Origin of the sequence: Salinispora mooreana (assembly GCF_000379065.1) — a bacterium.
GTDB lineage: Bacteria > Actinomycetota > Actinomycetes > Mycobacteriales > Micromonosporaceae > Micromonospora > Micromonospora mooreana.
In genome coordinates this window covers 762,078-788,139 of record NZ_KB900614.1, presented here as the reverse complement: position 1 = coordinate 788,139, position 26,062 = coordinate 762,078, and the positions used below count along the sequence as shown (strand labels likewise).

The window sequence follows — 26,062 nt, the reverse complement described above, 5'->3', positions numbered from 1 at the left end:
AATTTCTGTTGGTCTGCCGGATGGCCCGGCCGGGCGCCGGCCCGGCGGGGTGATGTGGGCGCAGGCGGGGTGACCTGTCAGGATTGACGGCGGGCCGGCGTGATCGGCCCGCGACGGGCGACCTCGGCTCCGCATCCGCGGCCCCCGCCCGCGTTAGACCACACCCGTTGATCGATGGAGGGTAGCCCGCACCGTGGCCCAGTACATCTACGTCCTGGATAAGGCGCGCAAGGCGCATGGCGACAAGGTCGTGCTCGACAACGTGACGCTGAGCTTCCTGCCGGGCGCCAAGATCGGTGTGGTCGGCCCGAACGGGGCCGGTAAGTCCAGCCTGCTGAAGATCATGGCGGGGCTGGACCGCCCGAGTAACGGTGAGGCCCGGCTGATGCCCGGCTACACCGTCGGCATGCTGGCCCAGGAGCCGCCGCTCAACGACGCGAAGACGGTCCTCGGCAACGTCGAGGAGGCGGTCGCGGAGACCAAGGCCAAGCTGGAGCGGTTCAACAAGATCGCGGAGCAGCTGGCCACCGACTACTCCGACGAGTTGATGGCCGAGATGGGCCGCCTCCAGGAGGAGTTGGATCACGCCGACGCGTGGGATATCGACTCTAAGCTCGAACTGGCCATGGACGCGTTGCGCTGCCCGCCGCCGGAGGCCGACGTGACCCAGCTCTCCGGTGGTGAGCGGCGTCGGGTCGCGCTCTGCAAGCTGCTGCTGGAGACGCCCGACCTGCTCCTGCTCGACGAGCCCACCAACCACCTCGATGCGGAGAGCGTGCAGTGGCTGGAGCAGCATCTGGCCAAGTACGCCGGTACCGTCATCGCGATCACGCACGACCGCTACTTCCTGGACAATGTGGCCGGCTGGATCCTGGAGCTGGACCGGGGCCGGGCCGTCGGCTATGAGGGCAACTACTCCACCTACCTGGAGAAGAAGGCGGCCCGGTTGGCGGTCGAGGGCCGGCGGGACGCCAAGATGAAGAAGCGGCTCGCTGACGAGTTGGAGTGGGTTCGTTCGAACGCCAAGGCGCGCCAGACCAAGTCCAAGGCCCGTCTCGACCGGTACGACGAGATGGCCGCCGAGGCGGACAAGACCCGGAAGCTGGACTTCGAGGAGATCCAGATCCCGCCGGGCCCGCGTCTGGGTAGCTCAGTGATCGAGGTGCAGAACCTCACCAAGGCCTTCGGCGACCGGGTGCTGATCGACGACCTGAGCTTCTCCCTGCCGCGCAACGGCATTGTCGGCATCATCGGCCCGAACGGTGTCGGTAAGACGACCCTCTTCAAGACCATCGTCGGGCTGGAGCAGCCGACGGCGGGCAGCGTGAAGGTCGGTGACACCGTCTCCCTGTCGTACGTGGACCAGACCCGGGCGGGTCTGACCGGGGACAAGACCGTCTGGGAGGTCGTCTCCGACGGCTTGGACCACCTGATGGTGGGCAAGGTCGAGATGCCGTCGCGGGCGTACATAGCAGCCTTCGGTTTCAAGGGGCCGGACCAGCAGAAGCCGACCAAGGTCCTCTCCGGGGGCGAGCGCAACCGACTTAACCTGGCGTTGACGCTCAAGATCGGCGGCAACGTGATCCTGCTGGACGAGCCGACCAATGACCTGGACGTGGAGACCCTCTCCAGCCTGGAGAACGCGTTGCTGGACTTCCCCGGCTGTGCCGTGGTCATCTCCCACGACCGGATGTTCCTGGACCGGGTCGCCACCCACATCCTGGCCTGGGAGGGGGACGATCAGAACCCGGCGAAATGGTTCTGGTTCGAGGGCAACTTCGAAGCGTACGAGAAGAACAAGATTGAGCGTCTCGGTGCCGAGGCAGCCCGGCCGCACCGGGTCACCTACCGCAAGCTCACCCGCGACTGACACATGGCGGACCGGTTCGTCTACCACTGCACGCTCCGCTGGTCCGACCTGGACGCGTACGGGCATGTCAACAACTCGCGCTTCCTCACCCTCTACGAGGAGGCGCGGGTGGCCCTGATGTTCGCCGGGGGCCGGGCTTGGGGCGTCGGCTCGTTCGCTGACGGTGTGGTCATTCGACGGCACGAGGTCGACTACCTGAGGCCGGTCGACTACGCGCTCGGGCGGGCCACCGCGGAGTCGGCCCCAACCGTCCGGATCGAGCTCTGGGTGTCGGAGATTCGGGCCGCCTCCGTCACCGTCGACTACGAGATGTACGACGGTGACCTGCTGGTCAGTCGGGCCCGGTCGGTGCTGGTGCCGTTTGATCTGAGCCGGCAGCTGCCGCGTCGCCTCTCCGCCGAGGAGCGTGGCTTCCTGGGCAGCTACCTCATCCAGGAGGGGACAGCGTGACCGGCCCGGACACCGTGGGTACCGGGGGTGGTAGCCCACCCCCGGTACCCCGTGGGGTGGGCCATGGGCTGACCGATGTCGTTGACGCAGGCACGTTCCTGGCCCGGTTGGTCCGGCTGGACCGGGGGGCGTTGGTGCGGATGCGGCCCGCCAGCCGGTCGGAGCGGACCGCCCTCTGGGCGCGGTTGCCCTGGGGGGTGCTGGTAGCTCACACGGTGGCCGGCGGTGGCCCTGGTGACGCCACCGTTGCCGCCAGTGAACTGTTGGCGGAGCTGACTGCGGGTGGCTCGGCGCTGCCGGCCCGCCGGGACGCGCAGTGGCGCTGGCCGCTGCCGCCGTCCGCCAGTCGGCGGGTGGAGACGCTCCCCGCAGCCGAGCTGCGGCGGGTCGCCGAAGCCGCGGCGGTGGCCCTTCGGGATGCCGCCGGGCATGGAGTGGGGGGTAGGGCGCTCGGGGAGCGGGTGTTGCGCGATGCGCTCCTGGATCATGTGCCGGTGGTCGTCACTCCGGACGACTCTCCCGCCGCGCCGGTCGAGGTGCCCCAGCGGCTGGTCCAGGGCCTGGTGCGGATGGGCTTTCTCGGTGCGCCGGAGGCGCCCGGTGGAGTGCAGGTCCGGGCGGTCGGTCAGTGGGTTGGCCTGGTTGGTCCTTACGGGGCAGTATGGTTGCAGAGGGTGACAGATCTAACCGTTCGACCTATCCTTGGTCAGCAGTCCGGGTGATCCACCCTCGTCCTTCTGTCCTGGGGAGCTCATTAGGGGGGTGCTTCTTCCCGGCTGTCCGGGTACCGTCCATCCTCGGATCCAACGCAGCGTTAGGGGCTGGATCCGCTGGGGAGTGAGGTGGGTGAGCGATGCCGTGGTGGTCGTGGCGCCCCGGTTCTGTTGACGGCGGTGAGCCGGACAGCCGGAGCAGGGTCACAGTGGAGGACACGGTCCGGGTCAGCCCGCCGGTTCCCCGGAAACCGGGCGACAGTTACATCGGGGCCGATCATTCTTCGACCGCGGACGCAGCCGCCATGGTCGCACCGGTCACGCTCGGCCGGATCAGCGCCGCGCTCGACCGGCTCGACGTGCGCCACCTGGCCGACGGCGACGGAAACCTGCTGGCGATGTGGGAGCGGCACGCGGTCCTGGTCGCGCTCGAGGGTCCGGATGACGAGATCCTGGTGCTGCGCGTCCGGCCGCATGCGACAGTCCCGTCGGATTGGGAGGATCGCGCCTACCGGGTGGTCAACGAGTGGAACCACACTCGTCGCTTCTGTAAGGCGTACATCGGAGACCCGTCCGAGCGCGGCCAGCTCCCGATCTATGCCGAGCTGCAGGTGCCATTCGCCGCTGGTGTGCACGACGCGCTCCTGGTCGAGATGATCGACTGTGGGGCGGCGGTGGCCACCAGCTTCGTTGACTGGCTGCACGACGAAGGTGCCCTGCTCTGACCCGCCCGGGTCTGCCGGGTCACGCTGGCGTGGCCGGGTCCTCCAGCGCGTTCACCATGAAGTACGCAGCCCGCTCCAGGTAGTCCCAGAGAGCGGTGGTGAGCTCCGGTGGCAGGTCCAGCCGGTCCACCGCCTGCCGCATGTGTCGCAGCCAGGCGTCCCGTTCGGCCACTCCGATCCGAAACGGTGCGTGCCGCATCCGAAGTCGCGGGTGCCCCCGCTGGGCGGAGTAGGTGTTCGGCCCGCCCCAGTACTGCATCAGGAACAGGGTGAGCCGCTCCGCGGCGGGCCCCAGATCCTCCTCTGGGTACATCGGACGCAGTAGCGGGTCGTCGGCGATGCCGGCATAGAACGCGTCCACCAGCTTACGGAAGGTGGGCTCGCCGCCAACCGCATCAAAGAAACTCGTCGAGGGGGCGGGGCTGCCCGATTCGCCTGCGGGATGCACCGCTCCATCCTGCCAGGTTTCAGCGGCCGTCCGCCGCTGGCCGGACGTGGGCCGGATCACCTCCCGGGCCTGCCTCGGACCCGGTCAGGACACCGTGTTGCGATGCCACTCCCCGGGCGTCCTGCTGGCCCTCGCCCGGGTTGTCGGCCGGCTGGCCCCCGGAGCGGTCTGGTCCCGGCCGGGGGGCGGGCGGTACCGGCGCTGGATCGGGTGCCTCAGCTTGCGAAGCCGTCTTGATCGCGGCGTCAACCTTCGCCTGACTCGGCCACGACAGCGCCGCAGCGGTCATCAGTAGCACTCCGGCGCTGCTCCAGAGGCCAACCACGAGCGGGATGGAGAACCGCTCGGCAAGCAGCCCGGTGACCAGAACCGCCAGACCCTGGACCACCTGCATGCCGGAGGCCATGACACCGAAGGCGCGAGCCCGGTAGCCGTCCGGCAGAGCCTGTACGAACAGGCCGTTGGCTGTGGGCAGCAGTCCGGCGACGGCGAATCCGCACCCGGCGGCCAGCAGCGCCACCACCAGTGGCGACGGGTCGAGCAGGGTGGGAACCAGAAGCAGCGGAGCGAGCACTGCCAGCGGACGCATCAGGGCGATCCGCCGCGCCGGCGCGACCAGGCGGCCGACGATCAGGCCGCCGAGGATGTACCCGACCGGGACGGCGGCCATGATGACCGCCTGGGCGAGGCCCTGGTCCAGGTCGTCGGCGTGCCGGCCAGCCCACGCCGCCGCCAGCCCTTCCGGGACGATGGAGAAGAGCATGGCACTTAACACGAGGATAGCGATGGCGCGTAGCACGGGTTGACCGAAGACCACGCGGAATCCCTCGCCGGTCTCCCGCAGCAGGTGGCTGCGGTGCTCAGCCTTCATCGCCGTTGGTCGGGCGACCACCCCGAGGCGGATCAGCGTGGCGGATACGGCGTAGGTCACCGAGGTGACCAGCAGGGCGAGGGCGGGGCTGGCCGCCGCGATCGCCGCGCCGGACAGGTAGCCGACGACCTGCGCGGCCTGGCCGACGCTGGCGTTGATCGACAACCCGACCACGAGGCGGTCACCGGTCAGGATCTTTGGCATCAGCGCCGACCGGGCGGCCTGACTTGGGGGGTTGGCGAGGGTGGCGGTGAAGAGGAGCGCCAGGATCAGCGGAGTCGGCATCCCAGGCACCGCGATGACCAGCAGCAGCACCATCCGGATCAGGTCGCAGGTGACCATCACGGCTCGGTGGGGGTGCCGTTCGGCGACGGTCGCGAGCAGTGGACCGCCGATCAACCAGGGCAGGTAGCTGATGGCGAAGGCCGCCGCGGAGAGCGCTACCGACTCGGTCTCCCGGTAGACCAGGAGGGTCACCGCAGCCTTCGCGAGGTAGTCACCAACCCAGGAGAGGACTCCGGCCGTCAGGATGAATCGGTACTCGCGCTGGGCGAATACCTCACTGAAGGTGGCCGGACGGGCTGGAGAAGGTTGGCCGTTGGGCACCATCGCCTCCATCGTTCCCGGACCAGGCACTCCTGAGTGGCCGAGCCGGGAGGCATCGTCCGATTCGTCGATCAGCGAGGAAAATCCTCCGCTGTCGGGGAGCTGTATCGGATTCTGCCGGAATCACCGACAACCGGCCAGGGTGAAATGGTTGATCGTCGGATCGCCGACTGAACGAAAGGAGGATAGTCGAAGGGACGGTCGGCCGACATCGCCGCTGCGGTCACGGCGTGCCGCTGGCGCCGCCCACCCGGGACGCCTGTGCCGGCAGGCCCGGGAACCGGGCCGCCGCGATCTTATCGGTGAAGCCGGAGTTTTCCAGGGCGCCGGCCAGTCGGCGACGCAGTTCCCGGCCGACGGCGAACTGGCCGTCCGCCGTTGTCTTCACCACGGTGCGGATCACCGCGCCGTCCATCGTCATCTGCTCGACACCCAGCACCTCGGGCGGCTCGATCACCTCCGCCGCCAGCTCCGGGTCCACCGCGACCGATGCGGCGGCGTCCCGCAGCACCGCGGTCGCCTCCTCGGTGCTGGCGAAGCCGATCGGCAGGTCCACCACGACCAGCGCCCAGCCCTGACTCTTGTTGCCGACCCGGATGATCTCTCCGTTGCGGATGTACCAGAGAACTCCGCGCGCGTCGCGTACCGTCGTCACCCGTAGGCCGACCGACTCCACAGTCCCGGTCGCCTCACCGAAGTCGACCGTGTCCCCGACGCCGTACTGATCCTCGATCAGCATGAAGAGCCCGGCGATCAGGTCCTTCACCAGACTCTGCGCGCCGAAGCCCAAGGCCACCCCGACGATGCCGGCGCTGGCGAGCAGCGGTGCCAGTTCGAAGCTGAACTCCTTGAGCACCATCAGCAACGCGATGCCGAAGATGAAGGCCGTGGAGAGGCTGCGCAGCACCGAGCCGATCGCCTCGGCGCGCTGTCGGCGTCGCTCCGGCACGAACTCACCCGGCTCGGCGGCCGTGGTGGGGATTCGCTCCCGCAACGGTCGCAGCATCATCGGCATGCCCGCACTGCTGGTGCTGCGGACGAGGCGCTTGATGGTCCGGCTGATCAGCCACCGGGCCACCAGGGCCAGCACCAGAATCAGTGCGATTCGGAGTGGCTTGATCAAGATCCAGTAGCTGCCCTCGGCGAACCACACGGCGCCGGTCAGGTCGTGGAGAACGGCGCAGAGCGGCTCCTCAAGACACGTCGTGCTGGGCTCATCGGCGGCGAGGGAGTCGGCGGTCGCGGCCGGAACGATGGAGACATCCACCCTGCTTTCGTACCGTAGCCGGCTCCGGTTGCCGCGTGCGGCCCGCCGACGACGGCGAGACGCGTCCGACGGGCCCGGGCCGGACACCTCCCGACAGCCCCGGCGGGGTACCCCCGATTAACACGTGCAATCCCGAGCCTTATCAGGGACGATTGGCGCACGGACGACGATCATCTGGGGTCGACGTCCGGCCGGTGGGTCGCTGCGCCCGTTTCCGTCCGGTGGTGCGAGTGAGGGGCGCTGAACCGGAGGGGTGAGCGCGATGCCTGACATACGACCCACGGTGGGCTCCGGCGCGCTGGTCCTCAACGCCACCTACGAGCCCCTGTGTGTCGTGTCTGTCCGGCGTGCTGCCATCCTGGTGCTCACCGCCAAGGCTGTCTGCGTCGCCGATGGCGACGGTGTCCTACACAGCGCCCGCGACGCGCTGCCGGTGCCCTCGGTCGTGCGGCTCACCCACTTCGTCCGGGTGCCGTTCCGGGCCCACGTCGGGCTGTCCCGGCGGGCGATCTTCGCGCGGGACGGGTGGCGGTGCGCCTACTGCCGGGGCCCGGCGGAGACCATCGATCACGTCCTCCCGCGGAGCCGTGGTGGTCGGCACTCCTGGGAGAACGTGGTGGCGGCGTGCGCCCGGTGCAACCACACCAAGGGCGACAAGACCCCGGCTGAGCTGGGCTGGCGGCTCCCCGCCCCGCCGACGGCACCGAAAGGTATCGCGTGGCGGGTGCTCGGCCACCGACCTCCCGACCCGCGCTGGGTCGACTGGCTCGACCTGCGCGAGCCCGAAGCCGCCTGAGCGGCCTGGCCCCGGCGGCTCAGCCGCTCCGCGCCTCGACCAAAGAGGCGAAGACCACCACGTTGTCGGCGTAGCCGGTCTGGCCGCCAACCCATTCGCCACCACAGGTCACCAGCCGCAGGTTCGGTCGGTCGAAATCCCCGAACACCTGGTCGGTCGGGAATCGTTCTTTGTCGAACCGCTCCACCGAGTTGACCTCAAAGATCGCGACCTGCCCATCGGACCGGTCCACCTCGACCCGGTCGCCAGCGCGGAGGTTACGCAGCCCCTGGAAGACCGCGGGCCCCGTGTCGGTGTCCACGTGCCCGACGAGGACCGCCGGACCGTACTGCCCGGGTGTGGGGCCCTGGTCGTACCAGCCCGCCTCCTGGGCACGGGCCGCCTCCGGCGCCGCGATGGTGCCGTCCGGTGCCAGCCCGACGCTGTGCACCGGGGCTGTGACATCGATGGCACCGATCTCCACGGCGACCGGATCGCTCGCTGGTAGCACCGGAAACTTCTTCGGCGGCGGGCGCAGCCCGGCGGTGAACCGCTCCGGGAGGATGCTGACGCCGGTCACCTGTTCCACCCCGAGCATGGCGATGATCAGCATCATCAGGGTCCCGATGACCAGTACGGGTATCCCGGGGCTGCGGGAGATACCCAACCGCCGCCGGGCCGGTACCCACCGTCGGCGCGGGCGCGGGGGCAGCGGCTCGGTGGCCGGGTCGGTGGTGACGACGCTGGCCGCGGACGCCTGCCCGGCGGCTCGGCGTAGCCGGCGGGCGGTCCCGGCAGCCAGCCGGGCAGCCGACGACACCGCGCGCCGGGTGCCGGCCCGGACCGCACGCTGTCGAGTACGTCTGTCTGCTCGGGCCATGGTGGCGGTTGGGTCAGGAACCGTTCCCGGTGCGGCGGTTACCGAAGAAGCCGAAGCCGACGGCCAGTGCCATCGCCACCACGCCCCCGACCAGTAGGTAGGAGCCGGTGCGACCGACGGCGGTGCCACCGCCACCGGTCGCCGGTCCCTTCGTCGGCTGGGACATGTTGAGTACGGTCAGTGTCGTGCTGGCGGTCTTGTTGTTTTCGCAGCGTAGGTCGACCCGGTAGTCGCCGGCCTCCTTGTTTCTCGGGATGCTGGCGTGGCCGGTGAGGAAGCCGTTGTCGGGTCGGAGGAAGACCTGACCATCGAAGGCGTCCGAGTGCACCGTCGCCTGACGGTTGTTGTCCTTGTCGCAGCTGGCCCGGAGATCGACCCGGGTGCCGGCCTGCGCCGGGTTCGGCGTGACTTCGATGAAGGTGTGCTCCCCGGCGCTGGCAGGTGCGCCCCCGAACAGGACGAACGCCGTTACCAAGGCCAGCATGGCGAGTACGCGATGACCCCGCATGATTCCCCCTCCCGGTGCCCACCACCGGATCCTCCCCGGGTACCGCGGCCTGCTTTCCCGCTGGCTTCCGGGCAAACCCTCGCGTGCGGTCAGCGGCCTGCGGGTAACGCCTCGCGGGTGCTTAGCGGCCTTCCGGGCAAACCCTCACGTGCGGTCAGCGGCGGCGGCGGGACGGGGCCGGTTCGCTGTCAGCGGAGCCGGGCGGAGTGATCGGACGCCAGCCGAGCGGGGTGGAGAGCACCATCGTGCTGGACGGTTGGCCATACGGAGCGAGCCGATCAATAACCGCCTCGAACTCCTCGATCGAGCCGGCGGTGACGGTCAGCATGCTGCACGCGTCGCCGGTGATCCGATGGATCTGCATGATCTCCGGCCACGCCGTGGTCTCCGGGCTGTTGAGGATGCAGCGGGCCCCGTAGCAGGACATACGGATCAGCGCGACCACCGTTCGCCCGGCTCGGGCCGGGTCGACGTGTGCGTGATAGCCGGTGATGACACCGGCCTCCTCGAGCCGGCGCACCCGCTCGGCTACCGCCGGTGGGGAGAGGTGTACCCGTCGGGACAGCTCGCTGTATGACAGCCGGGCGTCGGCCTGTAGTTCGCGCAGCAGGGCCCAGTCCATTTCGTCCACACTGGGGAACCTTACGTTCTCCAACCATGACTGGGTATCGCCTTGTGATTGGTAGGTGAACTGCCGTGATAGCCGTTGTCTCGGCATTCCACTGGCGCGGCCCGTAGCGGCATCATGACCGCTACCGCAGTACGGCCGGATGGCCGGCTCGAGCGGAGGGAGCGGACTGGTGGAACGAACAGAACCACGGGCGGCCACCGCGGCGGCGTTGCCGCCGGTAACTCCGCGGCAACGCGCCACCCGAGCCGACCGCAACGGTGGTGAGCCGACCCTGGAGTTCACTGGGCGGGTTCCCTACGACACCTACCTCCAGGCCAGCACTCTGCACCGGTTGCAGACACCGCTGAGCAGTGATCCGGGCGAGATGTCCTTCCTCATGACCAGCCAGATCATGGAGCTGTATTTCAATCTGACCTGCCACGAACTGCGCGAGGCCCAGCGGCTGCTGCGGGCGGATCGGATTCGGGACGCCCTGGCCCCGCTGCGTCGCGCCGCCCTGCACCTGGACGGGTTGAACGCGGCCTGGCGGAGCCTGCGCTGGATGACCCCCGCCGACTTCAACCGGTTCCGCAATCTCCTCGGCGAGGGCTCCGGCTTCCAGTCGGCGATGTATCGCCACCTGGAGTTTCTGCTCGGTCTCCGCGATCCCGCCCTGATCCGTCCGTTCCGTCGGCAGGTCGAGGTGCACGCCGAATTGACCGCCGCACTGAACGCCCCCAGCCTCTGGGACGACGTGCTCGCTCTGCTCGCCCGGCAGGGCCACGACCTTCCCTGGGAGCTGCTCGGCCGCGACGTCGCCGAGGAGCACCAGCCGCATCCGGCGGTGGAGGCGGCCTGGGTGCGCATCTACGCCGCCAGCGCGGATGACCAGCTTCGGCTGCTGGGCGAGGCGTTGACCGAGGTGGCCGAGGGGTTCGGCGACTGGCGCTGGCACCACGTCAAGGCGGTGCAGCGGGCGATGGGCGCCAAAGTCGGCAGTGGTGGCTCCGCCGGGCTGGCCTGGTTGCAACGGAGCATGGCCCGGGTGGTCTTCCCGGAGCTGTGGTCGGCCCGGACCGAGATGTGAGCGGGGAGCTGAGCGAACGCATGCACAAGGAAGAGCTGAGCCAGGAGGAGAAGGCGGCCAACCGTCTGGACACCGCTGACCCCGGCCACCGGCACCTGTTCCATGTCCCGCCCGCCGACGGCGGTCGTTACCAGCAGGCCGCATACCTGGCCGGGAACTCGCTGGGCCTACAACCCCGGGCAACCAGGGACGAGTTGTTCGCCGATCTGGAGGCCTGGCGCTGCCTCGGGGTGGAAGGACATCTGGCGGCCATGCGACCGTGGCTGCCCTACCACGAGTTGCTGACCGGGCCGACCGCCCGGCTGGTCGGTGCCCGGTCGACGGAGGTGGTGGTGATGAACTCCCTCACCGTCAACCTGCACCTGCTGATGGTGAGCTTCTACCGGCCGACCGGCACCCGTACCCGGATCGTCATCGAGGACAGCGCCTTTCCCTCGGACAGCTACGCCGTCCGTAGCCAGGCCCGGTTCCACGGCCTCGATCCGGATACCACCGTGCTCCGCCTGACCCCCCGTCCCGGCGAGGACACCCTGCGTACGGCCGATGTGCGTGACCTGCTCGCGGCGGAGGGGGACACGATCGCGTTGGTGCTGCTCGGCGGCGTCAACTACCTGACCGGCGAGCTGATGGAGATTCCCGAGATCACCGCCGCCGGCCGGGCGGCGGGCGCGGTGGTCGGCTGGGATCTGGCGCATGCTGCGGGAAACGTGCCGCTGGCCCTGCACGACTGGGATGTCGACTTCGCGGCGTGGTGCTCCTACAAGTACCTGAACTCCGGGCCGGGCGGGCTCTCCGGCGTGTTCGTCCACGAGCGCCACCTCGCCGATCCGACGCTGCCCCGGTTTGAGGGCTGGTGGAGTACCGAGGCGGCTACCCGGTTCGAGATGTCGCCGGTGGCCCGACCACCGGCGACGGCGGAGGCCTGGCAGGTCTCCAACCCGCCGATCCTCGCGATGGGGCCGGTGCGCACGTCACTGGAGCTCTTCGACTCGGTCGGCATGACGGCGTTGCGGGAGCGCAGTGTCCGGCTCACCGGCTACCTGGAGTGGCTGCTGGACCAGGTCACCCCGGGGCGGCCGCTGGCAGTGGTCACTCCGCGCGACCCGGCCCGCCGGGGCGCTCAGCTGTCGGTGCGGATCGGCACCGGGAGCGCCGCCGAGTTGGCGAAGCGGCTGCGGTTGGAGCACGGGGTGGTCGCAGACGCTCGGGAGCCAGATGTTGTCCGGTTCGCACCGGTGCCGCTTTACTCGACGTACCACGACTGCTGGCGGGTGGCCAACGCGTTGGCCGCTACGGTGGAGGTGCACTGATGAGCACAGAGCACGCCGAGGTCGCCGTCGTCGGTGCCGGACTCTCCGGCTGCCTGCTCGCCGCCTTCCTGGCCCGGCGGGGCTATCCGGTCGCCCTCTACGAACGCCGCCCCGACCCCCGGATCGGTCGGGTTGAGCGGGGTCGCTCCATCAACCTGGCGCTCTCCGAACGAGGGTTGGACGCGCTGCGCCGGATCGGTCTGGACGCCCGGGTGATGGCCGACGCGTTGCCGATGCGCGGCCGGATGATTCACCCGGTGGCCGGCGAGCCGCAGTTTCAGGCGTACAGCGCGGCCGGGGACCGCGCGATCAACTCGATCAGTCGGGGGGCGCTGAACAACGCCCTGCTGACCGCGGCTGCCGCGTTGCCCGGCGTGCGGGTCGCCTTCGACCACCGGTTGGTTGACCTCGACCCGGGCGCCGGGGAGATGACCTTCGAAACCCCACCGGGGAAGGTCACCGCCACCGCATCGGTGGTCCTGGGCGCCGACGGGGCCGGCTCGGCGGTCCGTGGCCAGCTCCTCGGCCACGGCCTGGTGCGGGAGAGCCTGGACTTTCTCGACTACGGCTACAAGGAGCTGACCATTCCACCGCTGGGCGGGGCCTTCGCACTCGACCCGGAGGCACTGCACATCTGGCCGCGGGGCACGTCGATGATGATCGCGTTGCCGAACCCGGACCGCTCCTTCACCTGTACGCTCTTCTGGCCCACCCACGGCACCGCGAGCTTCGCCTCACTGGGCAGCCCGGCGGCGATCGAGCGATTCTTCGCGCAGCACTACCCGGACCTGCTCCCACTCGCGCCGAACCTGGTTGACGACTATCTACACAATCCGGTCGGTGTGCTCGGCACCGTCCGCTGTGACCCCTGGCAGGTGAACGGGAGAGTCGGGTTGCTCGGCGACGCGGCGCACGCCATCGTGCCGTTCTATGGCCAGGGCGCCAACTGTGCCTTCGAGGACGTGGTGGAGCTGGACCGCTGCCTCGACGAGTGTGCCGACGACTGGTCCGCCGCGCTACCGCTGTTTCATCGCCGCCGGCAGGCCAACACCGAGGCGATCGCCCAGATGGCGCTGGCCAACTTCGTCGAGATGCGCGACCGGGTCGCCTCGCCGCTGTTCCAGCTCAGCCGGCGGGTGGAGCAGACGCTGGAGCGGGCGCTGCCCGGCCGGTACGTGTCCCGGTACGAGCTGGTCTCCTTCTCGACCACCCCGTATGCGCAGGTGCGCCGTCGAGTCCGTCGCCAGCACCAACTGCTGGGCGCGGCGGCCGGGGGCGCAGCGGCCCTGCTGGCCGGCGTGGTCGGGGCTGTGCTCCGCCGAGGGAGGCGCGGATGACCCGGTGGGATTCGCGCCAGATGACGGGCCGGGCACCGGATGGGCCGGCCCTGCTGCCCAACTTCATCGCCGGCGAGTTCGTTGACGCTGGTCGCCGTTTCACCAAGCACAGCCCGGTCACCGGGGAGCCGATCTTCGAGGTCGTTGCGGCGAATCAGGCCAGAGTGGACGACGCGGTAGCCGCCGCCCGCGCCGCGCTGCGCGGCCCGTGGGGCCGGCTCGGCGAACGAGAGCGCGCCGAGGTGCTGCTCCGAGTCGCCGACGAGCTGGAGCACCGCTTCGATGACCTGGTCACCGCCGAGGTGGCCGACACCGGCAAGCCGATTTCGCAGGCCCGCACGCTGGACATCCCGCGCGGCGCGGCCAACTTCCGTGCCTTCGCCGAGATCGCCGCGACCACACCGACCGAGTCGTTCAGCACCCGCACCCCCTCCGGTGGCCAGGCGCTGAACTATGCGCTGCGCAAGCCGGTCGGCGTGGTCGCCGTGATCGTCCCGTGGAACCTGCCGCTGCTCCTGCTCACCTGGAAGGTCGCGCCCGCGTTGGCGTGCGGCAACGCGGTGGTGGTCAAGCCCAGTGAGGAGACACCCGCCTCGGCGACCCTGCTCGCCGAGGTGATGGCCGCCGCCGGTGTGCCCGAGGGCGTCTTCAACGTCGTGCACGGCTTCGGACCCGGCTCGGCGGGGGAGTTCCTCACCCGGCACCCCGACGTTGATGCGATCACCTTCACCGGCGAGTCGACCACCGGCGGAGCCATCATGCGGGCCGCCGCCGACGGGGTGAAGGCGGTCTCCTTCGAGCTGGGCGGCAAGAACGCCGGGCTGGTCTTTGCCGATGCCGATCTGTCGGCGGCGGTGGCCGGCTCGGTACGGTCCAGCTTCACCAACGGCGGCCAGGTCTGCCTCTGCACCGAACGTATCTACGTGCAGCGTCCGGTCTTCGCGGAGTTCACCGCCCGGCTGGCCGAGCGCGCCGCCGAGCTGCCGTACGGGTGGCCCGTTGACGAGGCCACGGCAAACATGCCACTGATCTCGTCCACCCACCGGGAGAAGGTGCTCGGCCACTACGAGCTGGCCCGCGCCGACGGGGCGGAGGTCCTCGCCGGCGGGAGTACGCCCCGCTTCGGCGACGCCCGCGACGGCGGCGCGTACATCCAGCCGACGGTGCTCGCCGGGCTCGGTCCCGATGCGCGGACCAACCGGGAGGAGATCTTCGGTCCGGTCGTGCACGTGGCGCCCTTCGACGACGAGGAGGAGGCGTACGCGCTGGCCAACGGCACCGAGTACGGCTTGGCGGCGGCGGTGTGGACCCGGGACGTGGGTCGGGCCCACCGGGCCGGTGCCCGGCTGGACGCGGGGATCGTCTGGGTCAACACCTGGTATCTGCGTGACCTGCGTACCCCGTTCGGCGGGGTGAAGTCCTCCGGCGTCGGCCGGGAGGGCGGTATTCATTCGCTGGGCTTCTATTCCGAGCTCACCAACGTCTGTGTGGACTTGACATGACCGTCGACTACGAGACCGCCGCCCGGGAGCTCACCGAGGCTCGGGAGAGCGGTAGACCCTGCCCTCCGCTGCGCGGGCGGCTCATCCCCGACGGGGACATTGACTCGGCGTACCTTGTGCAACAGGCGCAGGTGCGCCAGTGGCTGCGGCAGGGGCACCGGCGAGTCGGCGCCAAGATTGGTCTGACCTCCGCAGCCGTGCAGGAGAGCCTCGGCGTCTACCAGCCGGACTTCGGGGTGCTGACCGAGGCCACGGCGGTGCCCGACGGGGTGGAGGTGCCGCCTGGCCTGCTGCTCCAGCCCCGGGTGGAGGCCGAGATCGCGTTCGTGCTCGGCGCGGACCTGCCGGACGAGCGGATCACCACCGCCGACCTGATCCGGGCGGTCGATCACCTGCTACCGGCGATAGAGATTGTCGACTCCCGGATCGCCGGCTGGGACATCGCCATCGTGGACACGATCGCGGACAACGCCTCCAGCGGGCTGTTCGTGCTGGGCACCACGCCCCGCCGGCTCGCCGATGTGGACCTGCGTCTCGCCGGCATGGTGCTGGAGCAGGCCGGGGAGCTGGTCTCGGTCGGTGCCGCGGCGGCCTGCCTCGGCAACCCGCTGCACGCGTTGGCCTGGCTGGCGCGGACCCTCGCCCGCTCCGGTGATCCGCTGCGGGCGGGCGACGTGGTGCTCTCCGGGGCGCTTGGCCCGTTGGTGCCGGTGACGCCCGGCGCGGCATATGAGGCGCGGATCTCCGGCCTCGGATCGGTACGTACCTGCTTTGCGAAGGAGGTCGAAGAATGAGCGTCGGGGTGGCAGTGCTCGGTTCCGGGAATATCGGGACCGACTTGATGATCAAAGTCTTGCGGCTAAGCGACAGCCTGCGGATGGTCGCCATGGCGGGCATCGACCCGGACTCCGACGGACTGGCTCGGGCCCGGCGACTCGGCGTCACCACCACCGCCGAGGGGGTGGCGGGGCTCGTGGCGCTGCCCGAGTTCGCCGACGTGGCGGTGGTCTTCGACGCCACCTCGGCCGGGGCGCACCGACACCACGACGCCGTGCTGCGCGCCCACGGTCGGACCGTGGTCGACCTGACCCCTGCCGCGGTCGGGCCGTACGTGGTGCCGCCGGTCAATCTGGACGAACACCTACAGGAAGCCAACGTCAACATGGTCACCTGCGGCGGGCAGGCGACCGTGCCGATCGTCGCCGCCGTTGGCCAGGTCACCCCGGTCGCGTACGGGGAGATCGTCGCCTCGATCGCCGCGAAGTCGGCCGGGCCGGGGACCCGGGCCAACATCGACGAGTTCACCGAGACCACTGCCCGGGCGATCGAGGTGGTCGGCGGCGCCGAGCTGGGTAAGGCCATCATCGTGCTCAACCCGGCTGATCCGCCGCTGCTGATGCGGGACACCGTGTACTGCCTCTGCCCGGACACCGACGCGGACCAAGCCGCGATCGCCGCCGCCATCGCCGACATGGTCCATGCCGTACAGGAGTACGTCCCCGGTTACCGCCTGAAACAGGATGTGCAGTTCGACCGGGTGGACAGCTACCTACCGGCGCTCGGTCGGCGCCTCACCGGCCTGCAGGTCTCGGCGTTCCTGGAGGTCTCCGGTGCCGGGCACTACCTGCCGACGTACGCGGGCAACCTGGACATCATGACCTCGGCCGCGCTGCGCACCGCGGAGCGGCTGATCGCCCGACGGGCGGTGCCGGCATGACCCAGCTCTACCTCCAGGATGTGACGCTGCGGGACGGGATGCACGCCATCGCCCACCGCTACACCGTCGACCAGGTACGGACGATCGCCGCCGCCCTCGACGCCGCCGGAATCGCGGCGATCGAGGTGGCGCACGGTGACGGGCTGGCCGGGTCGAGTGTCAACTACGGGCACGGTGCGGCGAGCGACGCGGAGTGGATCGCGGCGGCGGCCGAGGTGCTGACCTCGGCGCGGCTGACGACGCTGCTGGTCCCCGGAATCGGCACCATCGCCGACCTGAAGGCGGCGCGGGCCCTCGGCGTGACCAGCGTTCGGATCGCCACCCACTGCACCGAGGCCGACATCTCCGCCCAGCACATCGGCTGGGCCCGGGAGAACGGGATGGACGTCTCCGGGTTCCTGATGATGGCCCACATGAACGACCCGGCCGCGCTGGCGGCACAGGCCAAGCTCATGGAGTCGTACGGCGCGCACTGTGTCTATGTCACCGACTCCGGTGGCCGGCTGCTGATGTCTGACGTGGCCGAACGAGTCGACGCCTATCGTCAGGTGCTCGATCCGGAGACGCAGATTGGCATCCACGCCCATCACAACCTTTCGCTCGGGGTGGCGAACAGCGTGGTCGCGGTGGAGCACGGCCGGATCCTTGGGGATGGGCCGTTGGATGCGCCGGCCGGCCGAACCGTCCGGGTTGACGCCTCCCTCGCCGGGCAGGGAGCGGGCGCGGGCAACGCGCCGCTGGAGGTCTTTGCCGCGGTCGCCGAGCTGCACGGTTGGGAGCACGGCTGCGACGTCTTCGCGTTGATGGACGCGGCCGAGGACGTGGTCCGGCCGTTGCAGGACCGGCCGGTGCGGGTGGACCGGGAGACGCTCGCGCTGGGCTACGCCGGCGTCTACTCCAGTTTCCTGCGGCACGCCGAGCGGGCTTCCGAACGCTACGGCGTGGACGTCCGCTCGATCCTGGTCGAGCTGGGCCGGCGTCAGATGGTCGGTGGCCAGGAGGACATGATCGTGGATGTGGCGCTGGACCTGGCCGGCAAGGAGGAGACGTGATCGGAGCAGATATCGCCGGGATCGCCGGACAATTGGTCGCGGCGGCCGACCGGGGTACGGCGATCGGCCAGCTCGCCGCCGAGACCGGGCTCGACGTCGATGCCGCGTACGCGGTGCAGGCCGAGTTGGTGCGCCGCCGGCTGGATCGGGGTGAGCGGCTGGTGGGCGTCAAGATGGGGCTGACCAGTAAGGCGAAGATGGCCCAGGTCGGGGTGGACGAGGTGATCTGGGGCCGGCTCACCGACCGGATGCGGGTCGCCGACGGCGGGACCGTCTCCGTCGGAGACTTCATCCACCCCCGGGTCGAGCCGGAGGTGGCCTTCCTGCTGGACCGGCAGCCCGAGCCGGGTGAGCCGGTCGCGGAGTTCGCCACCGCGGTCCGGGCGGTCGCCCCGGCCATCGAGCTGATCGACTCCCGGTACGCGAACTTCACCTTCTCGCTGCCGGACGTGATCGCCGACAACACGTCGGCGGGGGCCTTCGTGGTGGGGCCGTGGTGCCCGGTGCCGGATGGCCTGGATAACCTTGGCGTGCTGCTGGAGATCGATGGCCAGGTCGCCCAGGTGGGGTCGACCGCGGCGATTCTCGGCGACCCGCGCCGCGCCTTCGACGAGGGGGTCCGGCTCGCCGGCCAGCGCGGGGTTCGGCTCCACCCGGGCTGGGTCTTTCTGGCCGGCGCCGCAACGGCCGCCGTCGCGCTGCGACCCGGCGCGCACGTCCGCGCGGTGGTGGAGAAGCTCAGCACCGCGTCGCTGCGGGCGGCGGCGTGACCGGCGGGGCAGCGCCGGAGCCCGGCGGGCGGGCAGCCGCCCGGGTCGTGGCCGGGAAGGCCGTGCCGCGTGGGGCGTTCCCGCACGTCAAGGTCGCCGGTGGCGTCATCTTCGTCTCCGGCACCTCCTCCCGCCGCCCGGACAACACCTTTGCGGGTGTCGCCGTTGACGAGTTCGGCACCACCGACCTCGATATCCGGGCCCAGACCCGGGCGGTGATCGCGAACATCCGGGATCTGCTCCACCCAGTCGGCGCCGGGTTGGCCGACCTGGTGCAGGTGACCAGCTACCTGGTCAACATGAACGACTTCGGCGGCTACAACGAGGTGTGGGCGGAGTTCTTCGACGCGAGCGGGCCGACCCGGACCACCGTGGCGGTCCACCAGCTCCCGCACCCGCACCTGTTGATCGAAATGCAGGCCGTCGCCCTGCGCCCCGAAGGAGGTCCGTTGTGAGCGAGATCGCTGCGCCGTTCAGCTTCCCCGGTTGGATCGTGGACAACCAGCACCTGCTGAAGCCGCCGGTGGGCAACAAGGAACTGCTCCCCGGCAGCTCCGACTTCATCGTCATGGTCGTCGGCGGGCCGAACCAGCGCACCGATTATCACGTCGAACCGTATGAGGAGTTTTTCTACCAGGTCAAAGGGGACATGCAGGTCAACCTGATGCTTCCGGACGGGCCGCAGACGGTGCACATCCGCGAGGGGCAGATGTGGATGCTGCCGCGCGGAGTTCCGCACTCGCCGCAGCGACCGGAGGCCGGCTCGATCGGTGTGGTGATCGAGCGGGTCCGCGAGGAGGGCACCCTGGAACGGTTCCAGTGGTACTGCCCCGAGTGCACCAACAAGGTGCACGAGGTGGAGTTGCAGGTCCGGGACATCGCCGCCGACCTGCCTCCGGTCTTCGCCGCCTTCTACGCCGACGAGGCGGCGCGGACCTGCGACCAGTGCGGCACGCTGCATCCGGGCAAGAGCTGATGGCTACCCCGGTTATCGATGTGCACTCGCACGCCGTACCGCGGGGTTGGCCGGACCTCGCTGCGGCCTGCGGTGGCTTTGGCTGGCCCTGGCTGCGGGTCGACTCCGAGCGCGCTGCGATGATCATGGTCGGCGAGACGGAGTTCCGCCCGATCGGCCCGGAGTGCTGGGACCCGGCGATCCGCTTGGCGGACATGGCTGCCGACGGTGTCGACGTGCAGGTGGTCTCGCCGACGCCTGTCTTCTTCTGCTATGACCGCCCTGCCGCCCAGGCGGTCAAGGTGGCTCGGATCTTCAACGACCGGATGCTGGAGATCACGGCTGCCGGGGACGGTCGGCTGGTTCCGTTCTGCCAGGTGCCGCTGCAGGACCCGGAGGTCGCCAGCGCCGAGCTGGACCGCTGTCTCGCCGCCGGGCATGCCGGGGTGGAGATTGGCAACCACGTCGGCGACCTCGACCTGGACGACAGCGGCATCGTCGAGTTCCTGACCCACTGCGCCGAGGTCGGCGCGCCGGTCTTCGTCCACCCGTGGGACATGCCCGGCGGGCCCCGGCTGGATCGGTGGATGGCGCGGTGGCTTACCGGGATGCCGGCCGAGACCCACCTGTCGGTGCTGGCGATGATCCTCGGCGGGGTCTTCGATCGGGTGCCGGAGGCGTTGCGGATCTGCTTCGCGCACGGCGGTGGCAGCTTCCCGTTCTGGCTGGGCCGCGCGGACAACGCCTGGCACCGTCGCGGCAATCTGGTCCGCGGTGCCTCCGCCCGGCCCCCCAGCTCGTACGTGGACCGGTTCTTCGTCGACTCGGTGGTGTTCGAACCGGCGGCGCTGCGGCTGTTGGTCGACACGATCGGAGTTGACCAGGTGCTGCTGGGCAGCGACTATCCCTATCCACTGGGGGAACGTCCGGTCGGTGCGGTCGTGCACCGCTCCGACTTCCTCACCCCGGACCAAAGCGCCGGCCTGCTCGGCGGTAACGCGCTGCGCTTTCTCTCCCCTCGGGGGCAGGGCGAACCCACCGCGGCGGGCCCGTACGGCCTGTCGGGGCAGTGGCCCGATCGGGCAGCGGGCAGGATAACGGCATGACCGAGCCGCACGATCTGACCGCACTGGAGCAGGCCGCCGCGATCGCCAGCGGCGAGCGGACCAGCCGAGAACTGGTCGAACACCACCTGACCCGGGTGGCGGCGCTCGGTGACACCGTCGGCGCGTTCGTCACCGTGACCCCGGAGGCGGCCCTGGCTGCCGCCGACGCGGCTGACGCCGTTCCGATCCCGGCGCGGGGGCTGTTGCACGGTGTGCCCACGGCGATCAAGGATCTGACCCTCACCGCCGGCGTGCGCACGACCTTCGGCTCCGCTGCCTTCGCCGACTTCGTCCCGCCGGTCGACGCGGACGTGGTCCGATTCATCCGGGCCGCCGGCCTGGTCAGCCTCGGCAAGACCACCACCTCCGAGCTGGGCTGCTCGCTCTACTCCGAAGGGCGGGTCGCCCCGCCGGCACGTAACCCGTGGGATCTTGCCTATACCGCCGGTGGCTCCAGCGGTGGTGCGGCGGCCGCGGTGGCGGCCGGTCTCCTTCCGGTGGCCCAGGGCTCCGACGGTGGCGGCTCGCTGCGTATCCCGGCCTCGATGTGCGGGTTGGTCGGCTACAAGCCCAGCCGCGGGGTGGTCTCGGGTGGTCCGGTCGGCTTCGGTGCGTACGGCCTGCCGACCAGCGGCCCGATCGGGCGGACTGTGGCCGACGTGGCCGCGTTGCTCGACGTGTTGGCTCAGCCGGTTCCCGGTGAGCCCTACCTGGCGCCGCCACCGCCGGCCGGTGGCTGGCTCGCGGCGGCCCGGGCCGCCACGCCGGGCCGGCTGCGGATTGGCCGCTTCACCGCCCCGATGCTCGCCGACGAGTCGGTACACCCGGACTGCGTTACCGCCGTGGACCAGGCTGCCGCGCTGCTCACCGCCGCTGGTCATGAGGTGGTCGAGGTGCCACCGCCGTTGACGCCGACGGCATGGCCGCTGTTCGAGATCGTCTGGTACGTGCTCGCGCTCGCCCCGGTGCCGCCCGAGCGTGAGAGCCAGCTGCTGCCGTTGACCCGGTTGTTGCGGGAGCGCGGGGCGGCGATCTCCGCTGCCAGTCTCACCGCCGCACTCGGTGAGCTCCAGGCGCAGGTCCGGCTCGGGATGCGTCGGACTGCGGGGTGTGATCTGCTGCTTTGTCCTACTCTTGCTGTGCCGCAGGCGTCGGTGGGTTGGTTTGCTGATGGTTGTGATCCGGCGGATGATTTTGACCGTCAGCGGCGGTTTTCGCCGTATTGTGCTGTGTTTAATGTTACGGGTGGTCCGTCGGTGTCGCTTCCGGTGGGTGGTACTGCTGGTGGGTTGCCGGTTGGGGTCCTTCTGAGTGGTCGGCTGGGTGATGATGGGCGGTTGCTTGCTGTTGCTGCTCAGCTGGAGCGGCTTGGTGGGGGGTGGGGTCGCCACCCCGCAATCTGGCGGGCGGTTGACTCCGCTAACGTGAATACTCCGAGCGGAGTCGGGGAATTGTTCGCATGACTGTCCACCCGNCCCGGATTCCTGGTCTCTTTTTCGCCTGGGGGCGTTGGGATTGTCTGTAACGGATACGGTGTTGGTCTTCGTCGGGGTTCCGGTGGTGGCTGTGTTGGTCATCGCTGGGGTGGCGTACGCTGCCAGCGGTCGTGGTGTTGGTGGTGGTGGTAAGCGCTACCGGCCTGGCCGGCCCTTTGATTTCACTCCGGTGTGGTTTGTGAGTGGTCCGGAGGAGTTGGCTGATTCGGCGGGTACGGCGCTGGCTGTTGGTGTGCAGGTGTCTGCGTTGTCGGGTCGTGGGCAGGAGCAGGCCGGCCAGAGGGTGTCGGTTGGTGGGACCGGAGGCGCAAGTGACCGTTGGTGAGTTGCCGTCGTCGTCTGAGGTGGCGGCGGCGCCGGGGTTGGATGGCCCGTTCTCGACCCGTCAGTTGCTTCGGGTGGATGAGGCTATGCGTGTGGCGGATCAGAGTACGGGGTTGACCTTCTCGATTTTCGTCGGTGGTCTTGAGGAGCCGGTCCGGGAGGACGCTGAGCGGTTGCATCGTCAGTTGGCTGATCCTGACCGGTCGGTCTTGGTCGCGGTGTCGCCGAACCAGCGGCGGCTGGAGATCGTTACTGGCCGGCATGCGCGTAGGCGTGTGCCGGATACGTATGTGCGGTTGGCTGCGTTGTCGATGGTGGCGGCTTTTGGTGGCGGTGATCTGGCCGGTGGGATCGTCACCGGCCTTGACCAGTTGGCCAGCCACGCTGGTAGGGGCTGCTGATACAAGGTCGCGATCACCGTCTGGGTGACCGGGGTTCACCCATCGTTCGACGTCAAGCTGCTCAGTTGCCTTACCCGAGCCGGATATCGAGAGCACGAGGAAACCGGGGCCGCGACAAGCACACCCACGATGGCGCGGTGGAAACCGGGTCGATCGGCGAGAGGACGTCACGAGCGCGGCTCCTGCGACCTGAGGCTAGAACCCCGAAAGATCACTAGGAGCCGCGCTCGTCCCGCAACTCGTCTCGTGGATCGGTGTCGGTTTTCAACACGGACAGAACAGCTCGAGCCGGAACAACGCCGGGGTCGTGCGGGGCGGGTCAGGACCGCCGACGCAGACCGACGATCTGTAGCACGGCGAACAGGCCGACGACGACTGCCTGCATCGCGATCCAGACCCGCGCCACCGTGGACGGGTCACCGAAACCGGTGGCTGCGATGACCAGGCTGTCCAAGGTCCAGATCAGGTTGACGGCGATGATGACACCGACCGCGCCGCGACTGATGGCCGACTGGCTGCCGGCCACCCAGACGAGAATTCCGAAAACGAGCAGAAATATGCCGACTCCGCGCAGGAGGCCCGCGGACAGGTCGAATACGTCATCGAGCAGGGTAGCTGCCACCAGGTAGGCCAGTCCATTCAGACTGGTCACTACCGCATCGAGCTTGAGTGCGAATCGTAGGAACGGGTTGGACGAGTTCTTGACGGCGGAGCCGCGGCCGGCCGCGGCGGCTGGAACAGTCATGTCTCTAGTTTCTCCGGCGATGCGGGCCGTGTCGATTACCTGCCAGGTAGGTAAACGTGGCCGCTATTCTCGGCGAGACTAACCGACGCGACAAAGGTCAACCCGTGGCGTTGACCGAATCTTTCATATGCGCGTCGTGCCATTTCCGCAGAAGCCTCGAGGTGTTTTCGTTGGCGGGATAGAATGACTCGATCGACAGCTCCGCGACGGTGACATCCAGGGGTGTTCCAAACGTCGCGACCATGCTGAACATGCTTAACTCCATGCCGCCGCGCCGCAGCCGCAGCGGCACCGCGATCTCCCCTGGACCGGGTAACTCGATGCCCGGTTCATGTTGGTCGCACGGATATTCGGAGAGTTCTTCCTCAAGTCGGCGGAGGTCGGCATCGCCGCCGAGGTCCACCTGTCGGCGCAGCCGGTGCAGCAGATGCGCGCGCCACTCGCCCAGGTTGACGATGTGCGGTGCCAGGCCCTCGGGGTGCAGGCTCACCCGCAGGACGTTGGCCGGCGGTGCCAGCAGCCACGGGGCCACCGGCTCGACCAGCATCGCCAGGCTGGCGTTTGCGTCGATCATGTTCCAGTTACGGTCGATGACGACCGCCGGGTTGGGCTCGTGTCCGGTCAGGAGCTGGCGCACGGCAGCCCGGACGGCCCCCATGTGCGGTGCCTCCAACGGGGTCTCCGGGTAGGCGGGGGCGTAACCCGCGGCCAGTAGCAGCCGGTTGCGGTCACGCAGGGACAGGTCGAGTCGGTCGGCGAGTTGGAGGACCATGTCCCGGCTGGGTGCCGACCGACCGGTCTCCAGGAAGCTCAGGTGGCGGGAGGAGATGTCGGCCTTGATCGACAGCTCCAGCTGGCTGAGGCGCCGCCGGCGGCGCCAGTCGCGGAGAAGGTCCCCCACGGCAGGCTGGGTCACGGTAGTGGTCACGTTACAAAGATCCCTGATGTACTGTTCGCGGTCAACTACCTTGGAGGTAATGAGAGTGCGCCAGGTAGTTGGTGGGTGACACACATGGCATCGCGGGAGATGTGCTGACGGACTACGACAGGTGAGCCGCACTGGATTCGGGGAGGAACAGATAGGTCAGCTCGACCCGCAGGACGGGAGTCCGCGGGTCAGACCCCTCCACCCGTACGGCGAAGACACACTCCTGGTGGTCGCGCGGTCGCGGCCGGGCCGATGCCACGGTGACCCTGGCCCGTACCTGGTCGCCCACCCGGACCGGCGCGTTGAGCCGTACCCGGTCCATGCCCTTGTTGATGGTGTACCGGACCCCTGAGACCGTCACGGCCTCGTTGACCATCCCCGGTATCAACGCTAACACCAGGAAGCCGTGCGCGACCGGCGCGCCGAACGGTCCGCTGGCCGCCCGCACCGGGTCGACGTGAATCCACTGGTGGTCGTTGGTAAGTGTGGCGAAGCGGTCGACGGTGTCCTGGTCGATCCGGTGCCATCGGCTCGTGCCGAGTTCCTGCCCGGCGAGCGAGGCGAGGTCGGCCAGGTCGACGGTGCGCGGGCTCACGCCGGCAGTCCCGTCGGCGACAGCGGACCGGTGGACCGGCCCGGTTGGCCGGTCGTACCGTTTGCGGTTGCCGTGCCCGTCGCCGGCTCCCGCGGGGTGATGCCGGCACCGAGGGCGTGCACGCCGCCGTCGACGTGCAGCACCTCCCCGGTGACGGCGGGCAACCAGTCCGACCAGAGCGCGCAGATCGCCCGGGCGACCGGCGTGGTGTCGGTGACATCCCACGCCAGTGGTGCCCGGTCCAGCCATGCCTGGTGCAGCGTTTCGAATGCCCCGATGGCCGACGCCGCGACCGTGCGCAGCGGTCCGGCGGCGACGAGGTTCACCCGGGTGCCCTGCGGGCCGAGGGTGTGCGCCAGGTAACGGCAGCAGCTCTCCAACCCGGCCTTGGCCACTCCCATCCAGTCGTAGCCGGGCCAGGCCAACGTCGAGTCAAAGTCCAGACCGACGACCGAGCCGCCACCGGCCGCGCGGAGCAGTTCCGCGCACTCGCGGGTGAGGGAGACGAAGGAGTATGTCGAGACCTGTATCGCCTGCGCCACGTCCTCCCAGTCGGTGTGCAGGAATCCGCCGTCGAGGGCGGCCTGCGGGGCGAAGGCGGCGGCGTGCAGAATTCCATCGAGCTGTCCCCACCGGTCGCGCAGGTCGTCCTGTACGGCGGTCAGGTGCTCCGGTCGGGTCAGGTCCAGTTCCAGTACGTCGCAGGCCCGTGGCAGTCGGTGCGCCATCGCCCGGGTGATCGGCAGGGCCCGGCCGAAGCTGGTGAGCACCACCTCGGCGCCCTCCTCCTGGGCGAGCCGGGCGGCGCCGAAGGCGATGGACCGCTCGTTGAGCACGCCCGTGACGAGGATCTTCTTCCCGCTCAGCAGCACGTTTCCTCCCCGGAGGTCCCGGCGTCGGGATCGTCCATCGACGCCGTGTCATTGTCGACATGGCGTACTGACAGTTCGATGATGACTGGCTGACAGATCGGCCGAATGCATTACCTATCAGGTAATCGACCGGGCGATTGCG

At 69.5% G+C, this 26,062-nt stretch carries 28 protein-coding genes and 1 pseudogene; 19 read left to right on the top strand and 10 right to left on the bottom strand.

Annotated features, from left to right (window positions below):
* Positions 1-193: 193 nt before the first annotated feature.
* The 4 genes from ettA to SALPAC6_RS0103720 all read left to right on the top strand — a co-directional run bounded on the left by ettA (position 194) and on the right by SALPAC6_RS0103720 (position 3,758).
* On the top strand, positions 194-1,870 hold the full coding sequence (ettA, locus tag SALPAC6_RS0103735; protein WP_018252102.1) for an energy-dependent translational throttle protein EttA: 1,677 nt from the start codon (positions 194-196) through the stop codon (positions 1,868-1,870).
* Between the two features lie 3 nt (positions 1,871-1,873).
* Entirely contained in the window at positions 1,874-2,320 is a 447-nt protein-coding gene (locus SALPAC6_RS0103730) for an acyl-CoA thioesterase (RefSeq protein ID WP_018252101.1), read from the top strand.
* Positions 2,317-3,042, top strand: a complete 726-nt coding sequence (locus SALPAC6_RS0103725; protein ID WP_018252100.1) for a hypothetical protein — start codon at positions 2,317-2,319, stop codon at positions 3,040-3,042. Before SALPAC6_RS0103730 ends, SALPAC6_RS0103725 begins: the two co-directional genes overlap by 4 nt.
* Before the next feature lie 131 nt (positions 3,043-3,173).
* Positions 3,174-3,758, top strand: a complete 585-nt coding sequence (locus tag SALPAC6_RS0103720; RefSeq protein ID WP_026189294.1) for a type III secretion system chaperone family protein — start codon at positions 3,174-3,176, stop codon at positions 3,756-3,758.
* 19 nt (positions 3,759-3,777) lie between these two features.
* On the opposite strand, the gene SALPAC6_RS0103715 is transcribed toward SALPAC6_RS0103720, so the two are convergent.
* From SALPAC6_RS0103715 to SALPAC6_RS0103705, 3 genes and pseudogenes are all read right to left on the bottom strand, one after another.
* Positions 3,778-4,266 (bottom strand): globin, encoded by a 489-nt coding sequence (locus SALPAC6_RS0103715; protein WP_018252098.1) that lies wholly within the window; start codon positions 4,264-4,266, stop codon positions 3,778-3,780.
* A gap of 24 nt (positions 4,267-4,290) precedes the next feature.
* Positions 4,291-5,686, bottom strand: a pseudogene (locus tag SALPAC6_RS25320) (MFS transporter).
* Between the two features lie 220 nt (positions 5,687-5,906).
* A complete protein-coding gene (locus SALPAC6_RS0103705; protein ID WP_018252096.1) occupies positions 5,907-6,950 on the bottom strand; it encodes a mechanosensitive ion channel family protein in 1,044 nt (347 codons plus the stop codon).
* A 262-nt stretch (positions 6,951-7,212) separates the two neighbouring features.
* On the opposite strand from SALPAC6_RS0103705, the gene SALPAC6_RS0103700 reads away from it, so the two are divergent.
* A complete protein-coding gene (locus SALPAC6_RS0103700) occupies positions 7,213-7,746 on the top strand; it encodes an HNH endonuclease (RefSeq protein ID WP_026189293.1) in 534 nt (177 codons plus the stop codon).
* Positions 7,747-7,765: 19 nt separating this feature from the next.
* Here SALPAC6_RS0103700 and SALPAC6_RS0103695 read toward each other — a convergent pair whose 3' ends face one another.
* The 3 genes from SALPAC6_RS0103695 to SALPAC6_RS0103685 all read right to left on the bottom strand — a co-directional run bounded on the left by SALPAC6_RS0103695 (position 7,766) and on the right by SALPAC6_RS0103685 (position 9,744).
* Positions 7,766-8,605, bottom strand: coding sequence for a class F sortase (locus tag SALPAC6_RS0103695; RefSeq protein WP_026189292.1), 840 nt, complete (start codon positions 8,603-8,605; stop codon positions 7,766-7,768).
* A gap of 13 nt (positions 8,606-8,618) precedes the next feature.
* Positions 8,619-9,089 (bottom strand): hypothetical protein, encoded by a 471-nt coding sequence (locus tag SALPAC6_RS0103690; RefSeq protein ID WP_018252093.1) that lies wholly within the window; start codon positions 9,087-9,089, stop codon positions 8,619-8,621.
* Positions 9,090-9,267: 178 nt separating this feature from the next.
* Entirely contained in the window at positions 9,268-9,744 is a 477-nt protein-coding gene (locus SALPAC6_RS0103685) for an Lrp/AsnC family transcriptional regulator (RefSeq protein ID WP_026189291.1), read from the bottom strand.
* 169 nt (positions 9,745-9,913) lie between these two features.
* Here SALPAC6_RS0103685 and SALPAC6_RS0103680 point away from each other — a divergent pair, with 169 nt between their 5' ends.
* From SALPAC6_RS0103680 to SALPAC6_RS0103615, 14 genes are all read left to right on the top strand, one after another.
* The gene (locus tag SALPAC6_RS0103680) at positions 9,914-10,810 is read left to right on the top strand and encodes a tryptophan 2,3-dioxygenase (protein WP_018252091.1); all 897 of its coding nucleotides are present in this window, start codon (positions 9,914-9,916) and stop codon (positions 10,808-10,810) included.
* A 20-nt stretch (positions 10,811-10,830) separates the two neighbouring features.
* The gene (gene kynU, locus SALPAC6_RS0103675; RefSeq protein WP_026189290.1) at positions 10,831-12,120 is read left to right on the top strand and encodes a kynureninase; all 1,290 of its coding nucleotides are present in this window, start codon (positions 10,831-10,833) and stop codon (positions 12,118-12,120) included.
* On the top strand, positions 12,120-13,457 hold the full coding sequence (locus tag SALPAC6_RS0103670) for an FAD-dependent oxidoreductase (protein WP_018252089.1): 1,338 nt from the start codon (positions 12,120-12,122) through the stop codon (positions 13,455-13,457). Before kynU ends, SALPAC6_RS0103670 begins: the two co-directional genes overlap by 1 nt.
* 20 nt (positions 13,458-13,477) lie before the next feature.
* Complete coding sequence (locus tag SALPAC6_RS0103665) at positions 13,478-14,959, top strand: 2-hydroxymuconic semialdehyde dehydrogenase (protein WP_026189289.1); 1,482 nt, start codon at positions 13,478-13,480, stop codon at positions 14,957-14,959.
* Complete coding sequence (locus SALPAC6_RS0103660) at positions 14,956-15,753, top strand: 2-keto-4-pentenoate hydratase (RefSeq protein ID WP_018252087.1); 798 nt, start codon at positions 14,956-14,958, stop codon at positions 15,751-15,753. Before SALPAC6_RS0103665 ends, SALPAC6_RS0103660 begins: the two co-directional genes overlap by 4 nt.
* Positions 15,750-16,676 (top strand): acetaldehyde dehydrogenase (acetylating), encoded by a 927-nt coding sequence (locus SALPAC6_RS0103655; RefSeq protein WP_018252086.1) that lies wholly within the window; start codon positions 15,750-15,752, stop codon positions 16,674-16,676. The genes SALPAC6_RS0103660 and SALPAC6_RS0103655 overlap by 4 nt, the downstream gene beginning before the upstream one ends.
* On the top strand, positions 16,673-17,728 hold the full coding sequence (gene dmpG, locus SALPAC6_RS0103650) for a 4-hydroxy-2-oxovalerate aldolase (protein ID WP_018252085.1): 1,056 nt from the start codon (positions 16,673-16,675) through the stop codon (positions 17,726-17,728). The genes SALPAC6_RS0103655 and dmpG overlap by 4 nt, the downstream gene beginning before the upstream one ends.
* A complete protein-coding gene (locus tag SALPAC6_RS0103645; RefSeq protein ID WP_018252084.1) occupies positions 17,725-18,498 on the top strand; it encodes a 2-keto-4-pentenoate hydratase in 774 nt (257 codons plus the stop codon). Before dmpG ends, SALPAC6_RS0103645 begins: the two co-directional genes overlap by 4 nt.
* Positions 18,495-18,953, top strand: a complete 459-nt coding sequence (locus SALPAC6_RS0103640) for a RidA family protein (RefSeq protein ID WP_018252083.1) — start codon at positions 18,495-18,497, stop codon at positions 18,951-18,953. The genes SALPAC6_RS0103645 and SALPAC6_RS0103640 overlap by 4 nt, the downstream gene beginning before the upstream one ends.
* Positions 18,950-19,474 (top strand): 3-hydroxyanthranilate 3,4-dioxygenase, encoded by a 525-nt coding sequence (locus SALPAC6_RS0103635; protein ID WP_018252082.1) that lies wholly within the window; start codon positions 18,950-18,952, stop codon positions 19,472-19,474. The genes SALPAC6_RS0103640 and SALPAC6_RS0103635 overlap by 4 nt, the downstream gene beginning before the upstream one ends.
* Complete coding sequence (locus SALPAC6_RS0103630) at positions 19,474-20,559, top strand: amidohydrolase family protein (RefSeq protein WP_026189288.1); 1,086 nt, start codon at positions 19,474-19,476, stop codon at positions 20,557-20,559. The genes SALPAC6_RS0103635 and SALPAC6_RS0103630 overlap by 1 nt, the downstream gene beginning before the upstream one ends.
* Positions 20,556-22,022 carry an amidase gene (locus SALPAC6_RS0103625; protein ID WP_018252080.1) on the top strand — a complete coding sequence of 489 codons (1,467 nt, stop codon included), beginning with the start codon at positions 20,556-20,558 and terminating at the stop codon, positions 22,020-22,022. The genes SALPAC6_RS0103630 and SALPAC6_RS0103625 overlap by 4 nt, the downstream gene beginning before the upstream one ends.
* Before the next feature lie 70 nt (positions 22,023-22,092).
* Positions 22,093-22,380 carry an aa3-type cytochrome oxidase subunit CtaJ gene (ctaJ, locus tag SALPAC6_RS27165; protein WP_026189287.1) on the top strand — a complete coding sequence of 96 codons (288 nt, stop codon included), beginning with the start codon at positions 22,093-22,095 and terminating at the stop codon, positions 22,378-22,380.
* Positions 22,367-22,780 (top strand): DUF5130 family protein, encoded by a 414-nt coding sequence (locus SALPAC6_RS0103615; protein WP_018252044.1) that lies wholly within the window; start codon positions 22,367-22,369, stop codon positions 22,778-22,780. Before ctaJ ends, SALPAC6_RS0103615 begins: the two co-directional genes overlap by 14 nt.
* Positions 22,781-23,099: 319 nt before the next feature.
* On the opposite strand, the gene SALPAC6_RS0103610 is transcribed toward SALPAC6_RS0103615, so the two are convergent.
* The 4 genes from SALPAC6_RS0103610 to fabI form a co-directional block, all read right to left on the bottom strand.
* A complete protein-coding gene (locus SALPAC6_RS0103610; protein WP_018252079.1) occupies positions 23,100-23,525 on the bottom strand; it encodes a hypothetical protein in 426 nt (141 codons plus the stop codon).
* Positions 23,526-23,622: 97 nt separating this feature from the next.
* Entirely contained in the window at positions 23,623-24,453 is an 831-nt protein-coding gene (locus SALPAC6_RS25315; protein ID WP_050563425.1) for a helix-turn-helix transcriptional regulator, read from the bottom strand.
* Positions 24,454-24,565: 112 nt separating this feature from the next.
* Positions 24,566-25,048 carry a MaoC family dehydratase gene (locus SALPAC6_RS0103600; RefSeq protein ID WP_018252077.1) on the bottom strand — a complete coding sequence of 161 codons (483 nt, stop codon included), beginning with the start codon at positions 25,046-25,048 and terminating at the stop codon, positions 24,566-24,568.
* Complete coding sequence (gene fabI, locus SALPAC6_RS25310) at positions 25,045-25,920, bottom strand: enoyl-ACP reductase FabI (RefSeq protein WP_018252076.1); 876 nt, start codon at positions 25,918-25,920, stop codon at positions 25,045-25,047. Before fabI ends, SALPAC6_RS0103600 begins: the two co-directional genes overlap by 4 nt.
* Between the last annotated feature and the right edge of the window lie 142 nt (positions 25,921-26,062).

What these genes read in the sequence shown, in the direction of transcription:
- SALPAC6_RS0103655 (WP_018252086.1), top strand. Translation starts at nt 15,750, where the DNA reads ATGAGCGTCGGGGTGGCAGTGCTCGGTTCCGGGAATATCGGGACCGAC.
- SALPAC6_RS0103730 (WP_018252101.1), top strand. Translation starts at nt 1,874, where the DNA reads ATGGCGGACCGGTTCGTCTACCACTGCACGCTCCGCTGGTCCGACCTG.
- SALPAC6_RS0103665 (WP_026189289.1), top strand. Translation starts at nt 13,478, where the DNA reads ATGACGGGCCGGGCACCGGATGGGCCGGCCCTGCTGCCCAACTTCATC.
- SALPAC6_RS0103690 (WP_018252093.1), bottom strand. Translation starts at nt 9,089, where the DNA reads ATGCTGGCCTTGGTAACGGCGTTCGTCCTGTTCGGGGGCGCACCTGCC.
- SALPAC6_RS0103695 (WP_026189292.1), bottom strand. Translation starts at nt 8,605, where the DNA reads ATGGCCCGAGCAGACAGACGTACTCGACAGCGTGCGGTCCGGGCCGGC.
- kynU (WP_026189290.1), top strand. Translation starts at nt 10,831, where the DNA reads ATGCACAAGGAAGAGCTGAGCCAGGAGGAGAAGGCGGCCAACCGTCTG.
- dmpG (WP_018252085.1), top strand. Translation starts at nt 16,673, where the DNA reads ATGACCCAGCTCTACCTCCAGGATGTGACGCTGCGGGACGGGATGCAC.
- SALPAC6_RS0103625 (WP_018252080.1), top strand. Translation starts at nt 20,556, where the DNA reads ATGACCGAGCCGCACGATCTGACCGCACTGGAGCAGGCCGCCGCGATC.
- SALPAC6_RS0103700 (WP_026189293.1), top strand. Translation starts at nt 7,213, where the DNA reads ATGCCTGACATACGACCCACGGTGGGCTCCGGCGCGCTGGTCCTCAAC.
- SALPAC6_RS0103660 (WP_018252087.1), top strand. Translation starts at nt 14,956, where the DNA reads ATGACCGTCGACTACGAGACCGCCGCCCGGGAGCTCACCGAGGCTCGG.
- SALPAC6_RS0103610 (WP_018252079.1), bottom strand. Translation starts at nt 23,525, where the DNA reads ATGACTGTTCCAGCCGCCGCGGCCGGCCGCGGCTCCGCCGTCAAGAAC.
- SALPAC6_RS0103720 (WP_026189294.1), top strand. Translation starts at nt 3,174, where the DNA reads ATGCCGTGGTGGTCGTGGCGCCCCGGTTCTGTTGACGGCGGTGAGCCG.
- SALPAC6_RS0103630 (WP_026189288.1), top strand. Translation starts at nt 19,474, where the DNA reads ATGGCTACCCCGGTTATCGATGTGCACTCGCACGCCGTACCGCGGGGT.
- SALPAC6_RS0103670 (WP_018252089.1), top strand. Translation starts at nt 12,120, where the DNA reads ATGAGCACAGAGCACGCCGAGGTCGCCGTCGTCGGTGCCGGACTCTCC.